Annotated in this window: 18 protein-coding genes; 16 read left to right on the top strand and 2 right to left on the bottom strand. The window is 34.6% G+C overall.

The window, feature by feature from the left end; genetic code table 11:
- The first annotated feature begins 133 nt into the window (after positions 1-133).
- Entirely contained in the window at positions 134-712 is a 579-nt protein-coding gene (locus tag ILS93_RS13155) for an ECF transporter S component (protein WP_000810851.1), read from the top strand.
- Between the two features lie 123 nt (positions 713-835).
- Here the strand turns inward: ILS93_RS13155 and ILS93_RS13150 are convergent, their stop codons facing one another.
- Positions 836-1,084 (bottom strand): ferredoxin, encoded by a 249-nt coding sequence (locus ILS93_RS13150; RefSeq protein ID WP_001151994.1) that lies wholly within the window; start codon positions 1,082-1,084, stop codon positions 836-838.
- A 298-nt stretch (positions 1,085-1,382) separates the two neighbouring features.
- Here ILS93_RS13150 and ILS93_RS13145 point away from each other — a divergent pair, with 298 nt between their 5' ends.
- The 12 genes from ILS93_RS13145 (at position 1,383) to ILS93_RS13090 (ending at position 11,381) form a co-directional block, all read left to right on the top strand.
- The gene (locus tag ILS93_RS13145) at positions 1,383-2,444 is read left to right on the top strand and encodes a YpbB family protein (protein ID WP_064476627.1); all 1,062 of its coding nucleotides are present in this window, start codon (positions 1,383-1,385) and stop codon (positions 2,442-2,444) included.
- Positions 2,434-3,963, top strand: a complete 1,530-nt coding sequence (locus ILS93_RS13140) for a RecQ family ATP-dependent DNA helicase (RefSeq protein WP_064476626.1) — start codon at positions 2,434-2,436, stop codon at positions 3,961-3,963. Before ILS93_RS13145 ends, ILS93_RS13140 begins: the two co-directional genes overlap by 11 nt.
- Entirely contained in the window at positions 3,963-4,526 is a 564-nt protein-coding gene (locus tag ILS93_RS13135) for a CPBP family intramembrane glutamic endopeptidase (RefSeq protein ID WP_001025763.1), read from the top strand. The genes ILS93_RS13140 and ILS93_RS13135 overlap by 1 nt, the downstream gene beginning before the upstream one ends.
- A gap of 22 nt (positions 4,527-4,548) precedes the next feature.
- Entirely contained in the window at positions 4,549-5,028 is a 480-nt protein-coding gene (locus ILS93_RS13130) for a LysM peptidoglycan-binding domain-containing protein (RefSeq protein WP_001231546.1), read from the top strand.
- Between the two features lie 58 nt (positions 5,029-5,086).
- Positions 5,087-5,863, top strand: coding sequence for a metallophosphoesterase (locus ILS93_RS13125; RefSeq protein WP_064476624.1), 777 nt, complete (start codon positions 5,087-5,089; stop codon positions 5,861-5,863).
- Entirely contained in the window at positions 5,863-6,738 is an 876-nt protein-coding gene (locus tag ILS93_RS13120; RefSeq protein WP_064476623.1) for a MerR family transcriptional regulator, read from the top strand. The genes ILS93_RS13125 and ILS93_RS13120 overlap by 1 nt, the downstream gene beginning before the upstream one ends.
- Positions 6,739-6,815: 77 nt before the next feature.
- A complete protein-coding gene (locus tag ILS93_RS13115) occupies positions 6,816-7,424 on the top strand; it encodes a genetic competence negative regulator (protein ID WP_001235391.1) in 609 nt (202 codons plus the stop codon).
- Between the two features lie 351 nt (positions 7,425-7,775).
- On the top strand, positions 7,776-9,062 hold the full coding sequence (gene gudB, locus ILS93_RS13110; RefSeq protein ID WP_000225171.1) for an NAD-specific glutamate dehydrogenase: 1,287 nt from the start codon (positions 7,776-7,778) through the stop codon (positions 9,060-9,062).
- Positions 9,063-9,141: 79 nt separating this feature from the next.
- Complete coding sequence (locus ILS93_RS13105) at positions 9,142-9,351, top strand: hypothetical protein (protein WP_000426773.1); 210 nt, start codon at positions 9,142-9,144, stop codon at positions 9,349-9,351.
- A gap of 93 nt (positions 9,352-9,444) precedes the next feature.
- The gene (locus ILS93_RS13100; protein ID WP_001983018.1) at positions 9,445-9,681 is read left to right on the top strand and encodes a DUF3961 domain-containing protein; all 237 of its coding nucleotides are present in this window, start codon (positions 9,445-9,447) and stop codon (positions 9,679-9,681) included.
- Between the two features lie 79 nt (positions 9,682-9,760).
- Positions 9,761-10,291, top strand: a complete 531-nt coding sequence (locus tag ILS93_RS13095) for a peptidoglycan recognition protein family protein (protein WP_001240648.1) — start codon at positions 9,761-9,763, stop codon at positions 10,289-10,291.
- 109 nt (positions 10,292-10,400) lie between these two features.
- Positions 10,401-11,381 (top strand): YpdA family putative bacillithiol disulfide reductase, encoded by a 981-nt coding sequence (locus ILS93_RS13090; RefSeq protein WP_222660664.1) that lies wholly within the window; start codon positions 10,401-10,403, stop codon positions 11,379-11,381.
- A gap of 36 nt (positions 11,382-11,417) precedes the next feature.
- On the opposite strand, the gene ansA is transcribed toward ILS93_RS13090, so the two are convergent.
- On the bottom strand, positions 11,418-12,392 hold the full coding sequence (ansA, locus tag ILS93_RS13085) for an asparaginase (RefSeq protein ID WP_081257388.1): 975 nt from the start codon (positions 12,390-12,392) through the stop codon (positions 11,418-11,420).
- Between the two features lie 180 nt (positions 12,393-12,572).
- Here ansA and ILS93_RS13080 point away from each other — a divergent pair, with 180 nt between their 5' ends.
- The 3 genes from ILS93_RS13080 to rpsA all read left to right on the top strand — a co-directional run bounded on the left by ILS93_RS13080 (position 12,573) and on the right by rpsA (position 15,033).
- A complete protein-coding gene (locus ILS93_RS13080; protein WP_000738047.1) occupies positions 12,573-12,746 on the top strand; it encodes a YpfB family protein in 174 nt (57 codons plus the stop codon).
- 128 nt (positions 12,747-12,874) lie between these two features.
- Positions 12,875-13,552 carry a (d)CMP kinase gene (cmk, locus tag ILS93_RS13075; RefSeq protein WP_000361262.1) on the top strand — a complete coding sequence of 226 codons (678 nt, stop codon included), beginning with the start codon at positions 12,875-12,877 and terminating at the stop codon, positions 13,550-13,552.
- 332 nt (positions 13,553-13,884) lie between these two features.
- The gene (gene rpsA, locus ILS93_RS13070; protein WP_000229549.1) at positions 13,885-15,033 is read left to right on the top strand and encodes a 30S ribosomal protein S1; all 1,149 of its coding nucleotides are present in this window, start codon (positions 13,885-13,887) and stop codon (positions 15,031-15,033) included.
- Positions 15,034-15,035 lie beyond the last annotated feature (2 nt).

Below are 15,035 nucleotides of genomic sequence, written 5' to 3'. Positions count from 1 at the left end.
GAACGTCTGTTTGATGTGCCTTAAATTCTCCCTTTGTGTAAAACACAAAGGGTTTTTTCGTTCTATGAAAAAGTAGGCATAGCAGAACCTTTCCACTTTCCATGAGAAGATCGATGGAAAAGGAGAGAGAAAGATGAAACAAAAAAACAGTGTAGTGCAGATGGTGAGTGTAGCGATGCTAAGTAGTATTGCATATTTACTGATGATGTTGGATTTCCCGTTTCCAGGGCTTCCGCCATTTTTAAAAATTGATTTTAGTGATGTACCAGCTCTAATTGCAGCAATTATTTTCGGGCCAGTTGCAGGGATAATTGTAGAGGCGATAAAGAATATTTTACATTACGGAATTCAAGGGAGTTTAACGGGAGTGCCAGTTGGAGAAATTGCTAACTTTATTGCAGGGTGTTTATTTATTGGACCGGCAGCTTTCTTATTTAGAAAGTATCGTACTGTTAAGAGTTTAACGACAGGATTAATGCTAGGGACAATTACAATGGCGCTCATTATGAGTGTATTAAATTACATCATTATATTCCCAGCTTACACTTGGTTTTTAAATTCACCAGCTATGTCTAGCGAGGCTATAAGAACAACGGTTGTAACGGCAATCTTACCATTTAATTTGATTAAAGGAATTGTTGTGACAATTGTATTTGTAGCGTTATTCTCACGCCTGAAAGTATGGGTGTTTGCAAAAATGAAAAATGCATAAAATATAAAATAAAACCATTAGTAGTATGGAGCTACTAGTGGTTTTTTATTAAGTAGAATGAAAATAGAAAACAAAAAATATCCCTCATATTAATGAGGGATATTTTTTGAAGTTAATAAAAGACTATTCGAATTTTAAAGAGTCGCCATCAAATGATTCATCAGCAACTTTAATTGAGTCAGTTGGACAACCTTCGAATGCATCCATCATATCTTCAATCAATACATCTGGAATTTCAACGATACCTTGGTTATCGTCTAACGTTACAAATGCAATACCTTCATCATCATAATCATAAATGTCTGGTGCAGCAGCGCCGCAAGCACCACATGCGATACAAGTATCTTTATCAACGATTGTATATTTTGCCATCTTTTTTCCCTCCTGATAATATGTATGTGAAAAGCTCGCCATAAAAATTATAACCTTATTGTAAAACGGTTTTTAAAACTTTTCAACATAAAATTATAATGATAATCCTTATCAATTAGAGTGTCAACTAATTTTTGCATTATGTCATAAGATTTTCAAAATACGTAAATGTTATTTCGTTTGGTACAATATACTATATACAAGTACATAGTGCCGATATGATAAGTTTAATGAGTAACATAGAATGGTGCAATCATACTAAAAAGTAATTAAGCTAGATTGAAAGGTGGAAGCGGTAATGCAACTACAATATACTTTATTGTATTGTTTAAAACAATTGAATGGTGAAAGGACCGTTTCTTCTATTTATTATTTATTAAAAGGAAAACGATCTTCGCAAACGTTACAAGATGGAAATATGTTCCGAATTTCATTTTTGTTTGGAATATATAAATCGTTAAATAGAACAGACTATGATCGGGAAGTTGCAAAGTTGTTGCAAGTAGATTTGATTCGAGAAATACATGAAAATACATATTTGTTAACATCTAAAGGTAAAATGCAGTTACATACATGGGAGGAAGTGTATGCTTTTCCCGCGCATTTACATGGTTTACACTATGGTGAATTAGGTGAAACATTTTGGAAACGATTATCATTAATTATTCAAACTATATCTAATTTACAACAGAATAATACGAAGTTTATTCCCATTCAACAAGATACAGAAATAATGATGTGGGTAAAACGTTTTTTAACAGGTATACCATATAGGCGAAGTGAATTGGCTAAAAGATTATGGAAAGAAATACATAATCTTTTAGGAAAAGGTGATGTGGTAGAAGCGACGATTGTAACATATAGATTAACAGGATATGAACGTATCGGTTGTACATTGCAGCAATTAGCGGAAATTACGAAACAAGATATATTCCGGGTGTATTTTTTATTTTGGGGTACAATTCACTTCTTTATACAAGAAGTTCGCGATAAAGAAAATGAATTTCCTCTATTAGCTGAGATTATCTCTTATCCAAATGAGAGAGCTGAATTATTTAGTTTATCAACGAAAAAAACATATAATTTTTGGAGACAAGGACGCTCTTTAGATGAAATAGCGACAATTAGAAATTTAAAGGTTGCAACGATAGAAGATCATTTTGTTGAAATTGCTTTGCGGGAAAAAGAGTTTTCAATCGAGATGTTTATGGAAAAAGACAAAATAGATAAAGTGACAAAAGTAATTGAGGCATTACAAACACGTAAGTTGCGTGAGTTGAAACAAGCGGTTGGAGAGGGTATCTCTTATTTTGAAGTTCGTCTTGTATTGGCGCGGATGGAGGGTATAAATGAAGCTTGAGGAATATTTATATAGATGGTTTGGATATTCTGAATTTCGTCCAGGACAAAAAGGGGTAATTACAGATTTGTTAGAAGGAAAAGATGTTATAGCAATGCTCCCGACTGGAAGAGGGAAGTCTATGTGCTATCAACTTCCTGGGTTAATGCAAGAAGGAACCGTGCTTGTTGTATCACCATTATTATCTTTGATGGAAGATCAGGTTACACAATTAAAGTATGTTGTGAAAAACCGAGTAATAGCATTTAATAGTTTTCGGACATTACATGAAAAAAGAGAAGCGATGAAAAAATTAGCTTCATATAAATTTATTTTTGTTTCACCAGAGATGTTGCAGTCGGAAGTGTTAATAAGAGAATTGAAGAAAGTTCATATTTCATTGTTTGTTGTGGATGAGGCTCATTGTATTTCACAATGGGGTTATGATTTTAGACCAGACTATAAAAAACTAAATGTAGTCATTGAGAATATCGGGTCTCCTACGGTGCTAGCATTAACGGCAACAGCGACAAAAGATGTACTCCGGGATATAGCAGAAAGTTTAGATTTGAAGAAAGTGACGCAGCATGTATACTCTATTGATCGTCCAAATATCGCAATGGAAGTACAATTTGTGGAGACGATAGAAGAGAAGAAAGAAGCACTTTTGGACCAGGTGATGTATTTACAAGGGCCAGGGATTGTATATTGTTCAAGCAGAGCGTGGACAGAACGTTTAACGGAATATTTAAGAGGAAAAGGCGTGACTGGTGTCGCTTTTTATCATGGTGGTATGGAACATGAAGAGCGTATGTTAATTCAACAGCAGTTTATGAATGACCAGTTGCAGCTTGTAATATGTACAAGTGCTTTTGGTATGGGAGTAAATAAGTCGAATACGAGCTATATTATTCATTTTCATTATCCGACTAATGTAGCTTCCTATTTACAAGAAATCGGAAGAGCTGGAAGAGACGGTGAACCGAGTATAGCTATCTTACTATGTAGTCCGTTAGATCACGATTTACCAATTTCAATAATTGAAGATGAATTGCCAAGTCAGTCGCAAATACAATTTTTATTCTCTTTACTACAAGAAAGAATGTTTCCAACGAAAGAATTACCAATAGAAGAGGTAGAAGAAATTTGTTATAATGCAGCAAGATTTAATGAACAGTATTGGCGTTTCATCCGCTATCATCTCGAACAGCTTGGAATCATACAACAGCGAAAATTAAAATTAGAGAGCTTGTCAGATGAAATTATGAACAGATTAATAGCTGAAGTAGAAATAAGGCTACGTAATAAATATAGTGAGCTAGAAAACATGAAATCGTGGATACAAGTGAAAGAATGTAGGCGTGAATATTTGTTGCAACAGTTCGGTTATAGAAAAGAGAACGAGTTGAAAAATTGCTGTGACTATTGTGGTATTACAAAAACAGATTATAAAAAAAGACAAGCGCAACAATCGGATTTCGACTATAATTGGGAAACAGAGTTACAAAAGCTTTTCGGTCTAGAAAAGATGGGGGAATGATGAACATTCAAAGGCATAATATTGAAGATATGAGTCCGAAAGAAATAAGGCTGAATCTGTATATCACACAGTTCATTATTATCGGTATCGGTTGTTTACTAGCATATATATTATTCCGAGATATAAAATCGGTGTATAGTCTGTGGAAGTGGGAACCGGTGTCTATACTTATAATAGGTGGCTTGTTGGCGATTGGTATTGTGTTATTAGATTATGTTGCAATGCGAGTATTTCCAGAGTCTTGGTTTGATGATGGTGGTATTAACGATAAGATGTTTCAAGGAATGTCAGTTATGCACCTACTCGTTATTACGTTCATTATCGGCTTTGCAGAAGAATTTTTATTTAGAGGTGTAGTGCAGACGCACTTTGGAATTGTAATAGCCAGTTTAGTATTTGCAGTGTTACATATTCGGTATATAACAAAGCCATTTTTGTTTTGTTTCGTCTGTTTCATTAGTTTTGTCTTTGGTTATGTATTTGAATGGACAGGGAATTTATTTATAACAATCTTTGCACACTTTCTTGTTGATTTTATAATGGGACTCCAATTAAGAAAATAAATGGAAGGTGGTGGTGAACAACATGAGAAAACGAATTCCTGATTTCGAAGAGGAATTAGAAGTTGAGCGAGTGGAAGAAAAAGAAAGTTTACCGCCGCGTAGTGAAATTCATAGAAATAAAGAGAAAAAAGAAAAGTTTAAAATGAATCATATTTTCGTCCGAGTTTTAACATTTCTATTCATATTACTACCAATTAGTATCTTATGGTATACAGATAAATATATTCAGGTGAAAAGTGATGGTAATAACGCTGGGAAAAGTGCGTTTGAGGTCATTTTCTTTGATTCAGCTAAATCTGAGTCTGAGGCAACATCTGAGAAAGTAGTAACGCATACAGTGAAAGAAGGGGAAACTTTAGAAAGTATAGCGAAGCAATATTTTTCAGATGAAACTGGGATTGAAGTGATTAAAAAGTATAATGATTTACAAGAAGATGAAGTGAATGTAGGTCAAGAAATAAAAATTCCGATAAAAGATAAGTCCGCAAAGCAGGATAGCTAGTAACATACCTACTATAAAAACGGAGGATTATCTTTATGAGGAAGGGAGTAAAAAATATATGATATGGATTATCTTATTAAGTGCTCTCATATGTATTGGTATTATATTTCTTCTTGTAATGTATACAGAAGCGATGCGTAATACTGTGTTAGAACATACTTTACTTTTTGAAGAATTTCCGAAAAGTTTTCAAAAAGTAAAGGTGTTTTTTATTTCTGATATTCATAGAAGGGTCATTTCAAGTTCATTAATTGAACAAGTAAAAGGAAAAGTAGACCTTGTAATTATTGGCGGTGATTTAGCGGAAAGAGGCGTCCCTTTATCGAAAATTTCTGCAAATATACAAAAGTTAAGAGCGATAGCTCCTGTATATTTTGTATGGGGAAATAATGATTATGAGATTGAATATCATGAATTAGATGCTTTGTTATTAGAAAATAATGTGAAAGTTTTAGATAATACAAGAGTTGTATTTGAGTCTGAACTAGGAGAAAAAATTTGTTTACTCGGTATAGATGATGTTGGTTTGAAGCGTGATCGTTTAGATTTAGCGTTGGCTGATTGCAAAGAAGATGGTTTTCGCATATTAATTAGCCACAACCCTGATATAATAAATAAAATGTCTGGAAAAGAACAAATTTCACTTGTGTTAAGTGGACATACACATGGAGGACAGATTCGATTATTCCCATCTAAAAAATATTTAAAAGGTGGCGTATATAAGCATTCAAATATGACTCTTTTTGTTAGTAATGGGTATGGAACAACGTTGATTCCACTTCGCTTCCGAGCACCTGCTCAAACACATATTATTACGTTATGCGGAGGGAAATGATGCCAACTCTAAACGGGAAATATAACATAAAAGCTGTTTCGAATATAATTGGAATTCAGCCGAGTACGCTTCGTGCATGGGAAAGACGATATCAAATTATTGCCCCAAAGCGGAATCATGCGGGGCATCGATTATATACAGAAGAACATATTCAAATTTTGAAATGGTTAATGGACAAGGTTTCTTCCGGCATGATGATTGGACAAGCAGTTCAATTATTAGAAGAGAATCGTTTGCAGAGTAATGTTCAAAAAGAAATACATTACGATAGAGAAGTTGTTTTAGTGGACGATTTACTGCAAGCTTTGTTAAAATTTGATGAAATTACAACTTCTGCATTGTTAAACGAGGCTTTCAGTATTTATGCAACAGAAAAAGTCATAGCAAGTATTGTTCTTCAAGTGTCAAATAAATTGTTAACGTTAAAAAATAATAATGAAGTTACAATGGTGCAATTCCAATATGTCGTATCATTTTTACAAACTCGTCTAGGAATGGTGTATCATAATGCATCATCATTTTCTTCTATACACAAAGTTGTCGTGTTAGAAAATAATATGTTGAAAGGGTTTGTTTTCTCAACGTATTTACGCTTAAAAGGATATGAGGCGATATATATTAGGTCAAGCTTAGTGGAAGATGGTATTTTGTTAGCTGTTGAGCAAATACAACCTACATATGTAGTAGTCTCTTTTAATGAGGAACGAGAACTTAAGAACGCGATGAAAGACATGAATTTGTTGCAAGAAAAAAGTGAGAAACTTTCTGTTGGATTTATAGGAGAAATAGGTGCTCGAGATCAGTTGAACATTCAAACATGCCTAATTGGTGATACGAAAGAAGAATGGGATGATTGGTTAAAAATGTTAGAATAGTTGTTCGAAAAGAACCATCTATTTTCTATTTCATATAATAAAAATTATATTCATTGGTTACGTAGGGAGGGTATGAGATGAGGCTGGAACGATTAAATTACAATAAGATAAAAATTTTCTTAACATTTGATGATTTATCTGAACGAGGGTTAACAAAAGAAGATTTGTGGAGAAATGCACCGAAAGTACAGCAATTATTTCGTGATATGATGCAAGAAGCAAATAAGGAACTAGGGTTTGAAGCGGATGGCCCGATTGCAGTTGAAGTATTTTCTCTACAAGCGCAAGGAATGGTCGTAATTGTAACGAAAGAACATCAAGATGTGGATACAGATGATGAGTTCCGTGACGAGTTTATTGAAATGCAAGTGACTCTAGATGAAAGCGAGCATATACTTTATGAGTTTGCTACACTAGATGACGTAATTAACCTGTCGAATCGTTTATATAACCTTGATGTAACTGGCGGAAAACTATATACGTGGGATGGGCGTTTCTATCTTTGGATGGAAGAAGAGGAGCAAGTTCAATTACTGAAGGCAGATTTTATAGCTATTTTAGCGGAATATGGTAATCCGTCTACAGCAACTATTTATCGTCTAATGGAGTATGGTAAAGAATTAATGGCTTCTCAAGCAATTGAACAAATACACAATTACTTTGTGAAAAAACAAAACCTTAGCTAATATAACAAAGCTAAGGTTTTGTTTTTTATTTGGAGAAACCTAAAATGTTGGTCTGAAAATGTCAAAACGATTGATGGTATAGCGGGAATCATAAATATTTGGGTGCTCTTTACTATACTTAAAAATATCTTCTTAAGTTGTTATATATAAGTAAAATAAAAAATATTTAAATATTTAAGTATTTTACTTTTCTAAAAGCGATAAAAGGACTATAATGATAGTGAAAACGCTTGCAACAGGAAATAGTTTGTATATATTTGTTAGCGTTTTCTATTGCATTCCAAATTTAACGGTGTATACTAGGCAATGAAGGTTTACTAAACAAGTGAAATTACAGGGGGTTTACTTACTATGGTAGCCGAAAAGGGAACTCAAACAAAAACACAACAACAAAGGGAACAACATTTTGAACTATTGAATTCGACACAAATTGTTATTAGTGAAGCATTAGAAAAATTGGGTTATCCAAACGAAGTATATGAATTATTAAAAGAACCAATTCGTATGATGACAGTGAAAATACCAGTTCGTATGGATGACGGGACTGTTAAAATATTTACAGGATATCGTGCACAACATAATGATGCTGTTGGTCCAACGAAAGGTGGAATTCGCTTCCATCCGAATGTAACAGAAAATGAAGTGAAAGCACTTTCAATTTGGATGAGTTTAAAATGTGGTATTGTTGATTTACCATACGGTGGAGGTAAAGGTGGAATTATCTGTGACCCACGTGAAATGTCATTCCGTGAGTTAGAAAGATTAAGCCGCGGTTATGTACGAGCAATTAGCCAAATCGTAGGACCGACGAAAGATATTCCAGCTCCAGATGTATTCACAAACTCTCAAATCATGGCATGGATGATGGATGAATATAGCCGTATTGATGAATTTAATTCACCAGGATTTATTACAGGTAAGCCACTTGTATTAGGTGGATCACATGGACGTGAAACAGCAACGGCGAAAGGTGTAACAATTTGTATTCGCGAAGCTGCAAAAAAACGCGATATTGATATTAAAGGTGCACGCGTTGTTGTTCAAGGATTCGGTAATGCTGGTAGCTTCTTAGCTAAATTTATGCATGATGCAGGCGCGAAAGTTATTGCAATCTCGGATGCTTACGGTGCATTGCATGATCCAAACGGATTAGATATTGATTATTTATTAGACCGTCGTGATAGCTTCGGTACAGTAACAAAACTATTTAATAATACAATTTCAAACAAAGAATTGTTAGAACTGGATTGCGACATTTTAGTTCCAGCTGCAATTGAGAACCAAATTACAGAAGAAAATGCTAATAATATTAAAGCGAAAATCGTTGTTGAAGCTGCAAATGGTCCAACAACATTAGAAGCAACTAAAATTTTAACAGATCGCGGAATTTTACTTGTTCCAGACGTATTAGCAAGTGCTGGCGGTGTGACAGTATCTTACTTTGAGTGGGTACAAAATAACCAAGGTTACTACTGGACTGAAGAAGAAGTAGAACAACGTTTAGAAAAAGTAATGGTAAGATCATTTGATTCTATTTATGAAACAGCACAAGTTCGTAAAGTGAACATGCGCTTAGCTGCGTATATGGTCGGTGTTCGTAAAATGGCTGAAGCAAGTCGCTTCAGAGGTTGGGTATAATATTATATCGTGAGAAAACGTGATTCCTTTCGAGGGAATCACGTTTTTTTTGTTGAAGTATTAGTGTGAGGTGTTGTATATGGAAAATGAAATGATGGAACGAGTAGAACAATTAGAAGAAAAGGTTAAGAGGTTAGAGGGAGAACTCTCAAGAACGATGAAAGCCCGAAAAACAAGTAACGTTCGGATGTTCGGAGAAGGACTACTGTTTTTAATATTTGGTGCAGTTGTAGTAGGGCCGATTATCGCTTTTGTAATCTCGATTCTTACTTGGATTGTTGAAAAATAAAATAAAAACAAAAAAGAACGCTTGTTCTGCACGAACAAACGTGCTATACTTTCCTTAGATAAACAAAACGGAAATGATTTTAAGGAGAGATAAATGATGAAAATGACAGTAGACCAAAGATTTATGATGCCAGCAGATGTTGTAGAACGAGTGGAAGTATTAAGAAACAAACAAAGTAAGCGCGGCACATTATTACAATCTGTAAATAAATTTTTCGGTTTAGATACGAAAGAAGATTGTGTTTGGTTTTACGGTTTTTATGGAGTTGCTGTAAGTATTTTATTATTTATGGTGTTCACATCAAATATTTTCGATTTTCTCTTCGCGTAAGAAATATGCGATAAGGACATTGCTACCGAATACATATATAAAGAAGTAAGGTAATCTTCTGAAGTGGGAGTTGGTAGTAATGGCGATGTTTCCTATAGAGCGTAACTATATTGGGTATGGAAGTTCACGACCGGGAATTCCTCTTTCTAAAGTAAGGTTTATTGTAAGTCATGATACGGGGAACCCTGGTAGCAATGCGATAGGGAATCGGGATTATTTTAATGAAATACAACCGAAAGCTTCGGCACATACATTTATAGATGATAAAACAATATTGGAAATTGTTCCTATAAATGAAGTTGCCTATCACGTTCGATATGGTGTGCCGACAGATAATGACTTATATGGTTATGATGCCAATAAGGCTGCCATTGGAGTGGAACTTTGTTATGGCGGTGATGTTAACTTTTGGGAAGCATATACCCGTTTTACGTGGTATCATGCGTATTTATGTCAAAACTTCGGCTTGAATCCGAAGAAAGATATCGTATCACATAAAACACTTGACCCAGCTAGAAAGATTGATCCTGAAAATGTATTAGGGAAACAAGGTATTAAATTTCAGCAGTTTTTAGCAGATGTCTATCGGATGTACGTTTCGTTTAGATGACAAATATATGAAAAATGAATACAATAAAGATAGGTGCCTACTGCTGTAAGTAGGTTTTTTCTTGTTTTTATAAATAGCGTATTGGTAGAAGACTAGGAGTGAGCTGAGTATGCAGAAAGAAACAGCTATCATAATTGGAGGCGGTCCGTGCGGATTAGCAGCAGCGATTTCGTTGCAAAAGGTAGGGATAAATCCGTTAGTAATTGAAAAAGGAAACATTGTAAATGCGATTTATAATTATCCAACTCATCAAACATTTTTCTCTTCTAGTGAAAAATTAGAAATTGGTGATGTAGCTTTTATTACAGAAAATCGTAAGCCAGTTCGAAATCAAGCGCTTGCGTATTATCGTGAAGTAGTAAAGCGTAAATCTGTACGTGTAAATGCTTTTGAGCGAGTGGAGAAAGTACAAAAAGATGGAGAAGTTTTTCATGTTGAGACAACAAAGCGTGACGGAAGTAAAGAAATATATATAGCGAAATATGTTGTTGTAGCAACTGGATATTATGACAATCCAAATTATATGAATGTTCCTGGCGAGGAACTGAAGAAAGTAGCTCACTATTTTAAAGAGGGACATCCTTATTTTGATCGAGATGTAGTAGTTATAGGTGGGAAAAACTCGAGTATAGATGCCGCGTTAGAACTTGTTAAAACCGGTGCGCGTGTAACGGTTTTATATCGCGGAAGTGAGTATTCACCAAGCATTAAGCCGTGGATTTTGCCGGAGTTTGAGGCGTTAGTACGAAGCGGCACAATTCAAATGCATTTCAGGGCTCACATGAAAGAAATTACTGAACATACAGTAACGTTTACAGTCGATGATGAGGCATATACAATCCAAAATGATTTTGTATTTGCGATGACTGGTTACCATCCTGATCATAGTTTCTTAACGAAGATGGGTGTTCGGATTGATGAAGAAACAGGACGTCCGATTTATGCAGAGGATACAATGGAAACGAACGCTGAAAATATTTTCATTGCAGGTGTAATTGCTGCTGGAAATAATGCAAATGAAATATTTATTGAGAACGGTCGATTTCATGGGGATGCGATTGCGCAAACCATTGCGTCAAGGGAAATATAAAAAGAAGCTGTCGAAATAAACTTCGACAGCTTCTTTTTAATTGTGCATAAACATATTTTGGATTGTTTCATGAGAATTTGTATTCTCTAATGCAACTAATAATTTAATACGTGCTTTTTGAGCATTTAAACCGTATGTGAATACAATACCCATATCTTTTAATTGTTTGCCGCCACCTTCATATGAATATACATCTTGCACGATGCCATTGAAACAGCGAGAAACTAATACGACAGGAATTCCTTTGTCGATTAATCGTTCTAGACTAGGAAGTGTTCTTGGAGGTAAATTACCTTGTCCAAGTGCTTCAATAACAATCCCATCTACTGGAAGGTTTTCAATTGCTCCTAACAATGTATCGTCCATACCAGCGTATGCTTTTAGAACAACTACGTTTTTAGAAACCTTATTTACTGAATATGTTTCATGGTGTACTAAAGCGTGATGGAATACAACGCCGCGCTTTGTTACCATACCAATTGGTCCATACTGTGGACTCTGGAATGTTGCCACGTTACTTGTATGTGTTTTCGTTACATTTGTAGCGCAATGGATTTCGTCGTTTAATACGACTAAAACACCTTTTTCAGCAGCTTCACTACAGCTAGCTACTTTTACAGCCGATAAGAAGTTATATAGACCATCAGCACCTAATTCATTACTAGAACGCATTGCACCTGTTACAACGATTGGAATAGTTGCTTGCACTGTTAAATCTAAGAAATAGGCTGTTTCTTCTAATGTATCCGTACCATGCGTAATGACTACGCCATGAATGTTGTCTTGTTTTACTCTTTCATCAATGATGACTTGTAATTGTAACATTTCGCTCGGTGTCATATGAGGAGATGGTAGATGGAACACGTCTTCAACGATTAAATCAACATCGCCTTCTAAATCAGGAATAAATTTTAAAAGAGGATTTTTTTCACCTGGTTGTACGACCCCAGTTTCTTTATCTTCCTCCATTGCAATTGTTCCACCTGTGTGTAAAACTAGGATTCTTTTCAATGCTTATACCCCTTTCAAGTTGAAAAATACATTTAGAACATAACATGTTTTGAGTAAATTCGACAATGGAAATGTATAAAAGTATGCCTCGAAAATGACAATAAAGTTAGCTGCTATATATACGATGTATAAAATCACGAAACGAAATGTGTAAATGTAGGATAGGAGGGAGCAATTACATTGAAAAAGATGGAGAAAATTTTTATTCGTATATTAGTAATACAATTCATTTGTCTTTCTGTTGTGCAATTGTTATTTATACATAAGTCATCAGTGAAATATTTATCTAAAATTGTTTATTATGAAGGTGTCATGGTAAAAAACAAAGCAGAAATCTTACAGGTGAATAGGTAGTTTTCATTTTCTTCTATGGAGGATTATGCTACAATAATTGAGGATTTAATGACGTGAAGCAAATGAGAAGAAGCAGGAGAATACCTGCTTTTCGTTTTGTTTTATAAGTGAAAAAATGAGGTGTTACAATGGATAAACGAATTTCAATTGCTATAGATGGTCCAGCAGCTGCTGGAAAAAGTACGGTTGCAAAAGTTGTGGCAAAGAAACTTTCTTACGTTTATATTGATACAGGCGCAATGTACCGCACGATTACATATGCAGCCCTTGAACAAAAAGTGGACATTGAAAATGAAGAGAAGTTAATGGAAGTTGTAAAGAATGTAAATATTGAGTTTCAGCAAGGAGAAAATACACAACTTGTATTTTTAAATGGACAAGATGTTTCTGAAGTAATTCGTACACCTGAGGTGACGAATCGAGTATCTATTGTGGCGAAACATCGCCTTGTTCGTGAAGAAATGGTACGTCGTCAACAAGAGTTAGCGGAAAAAGGCGGCGTTGTAATGGATGGCCGTGATATTGGTACACATGTGTTACCAGATGCTGAAGTGAAGATCTTTATGCTTGCTTCTGTTGAAGAAAGAGCAGAAAGAAGACATTTAGAAAATATAAATAAAGGTTTCGATTCTAATTTAGAGCAGTTAAAAAAAGAAATTGCTCAGCGTGATAAATTAGATTCAGAACGCGAAGTTTCTCCTCTAAAGAAAGCTGATGATGCATTGGAATTAGATACAACTTCTTTATCAATTGAAGAAGTTGTCCAAAAAATTATGAGTATTGTTTCAGGAGTGTTTGCGAAATAAAGAAAGGGGATAACCTCTTTCTTTATTGTTTATATAGCAATGTAAAGGATGCGTGAATTGTGAGTCTCTTTCCTTGACAAATGATCGGATTTGTAAGAAGTTAGTAAAAGAAGGATAAAACTTTCAGAATATATTCGCTATTATATTTCAAAACATACTTTCTTCAAGATGATTTTGCTGTATACTATTTATATAGGTTTAATATATTTTCTAGTGAAATGTATGAAAACTGAGTATGTGATGATAAATTCTTAAACATGCAAATGAAAACATATGTTTTCATTTCGTATATACATAAAAATGCTTTGTCAATTCTGTAGGGAGGTATTTCCATGGTAGAGAAAATGAATGAAGAAGTTATGGATTCAAAAGAATTACAAGTTGGTGACGTTGTTACAGGTTCTGTAACGAAAGTTGAAGAGAAACAAGTGCTTGTAAATGTTGGATACAAAACAGATGGCGTAATTCCAATTAGTGAATTAGCTAACGTTCATATTGAAAAAGCAAGCGATGTTGTAGAATTAGATCAAATACTAGAATTGAAAATTATTAAATTAGAAGAAGATGATCTTGTCTTATCTAAACGTGCTGTTGATGCAGAAAAAGCATGGGTAGAATTACAAGAGAAATTTACTTCTGGTCATGTGTTTGATGTTACTGTAAAAGATATCGTGAATGGTGGATTAGTTGTGGACCTTGGTGTTCGTGGTTTTATCCCAGCTTCACTTGTAGAAGTACATTATGTAGAAGATTTTACTGACTATAAAGGCAAAACATTAGCCGTGAAAATTGTTGAATTAGACCGCGAAAAAAATCGTGTAATCCTTTCGCATAAAGCAGTAGTAGAATTAGAACTAGATTCTAAGAAAAAAGAAGCGATTTCTTCATTAAAAGAAGGAGACGTTGTTGAAGGAACAGTGCAACGATTAACGGATTTTGGTGCTTTCGTTAACGTTGGTGGTGTGGACGGTTTAGTTCATATTTCACAAATTTCACACGAACGTGTAGAGCAACCTTCTGAAGTATTAGAGCAAGGTCAAAAGGTAAAGGTAAAGGTATTATCTGTTGATGCTGATACACAACGTATTTCTTTATCAATTAAAGCAGCTCAGCCAGGACCTTGGGAGAATGTTGCTGGCGAAATAAAAGCTGGAGATATTCGTGAGGGAGTAGTAAAACGTCTTGTTACATTCGGTGCATTCGTTGAAATTTTACCTGGCGTTGAAGGTCTTGTGCATGTATCTCAAATTGCAAATCGTCACGTGAAAAATCCAAATGAAGTATTGGAAATGGGACAAGAAGTAAAAGTGAAAGTGCTTGAAGTCCATGTTGCAGAGAAACGTATTTCTTTAAGTATAAAAGAAACGCTTGAGGAAAATAATGTAATTGAGGATTACAGTCAGTATGAACCAAATGCTGATTCTGCTACTTTCCAATTAAGTGATATTATTGGTGAACAACTGAAAAAATTAAAGAAATAAAG

The sequence above is a fragment of the Bacillus sp. 16GRE42 genome, assembly GCF_019837435.1.
Classification (GTDB): domain Bacteria; phylum Bacillota; class Bacilli; order Bacillales; family Bacillaceae_G; genus Bacillus_A; species Bacillus_A wiedmannii.
Note: the sequence above shows the minus strand (reverse complement) of the source record. Positions and strands in the feature narration are given on the sequence as shown.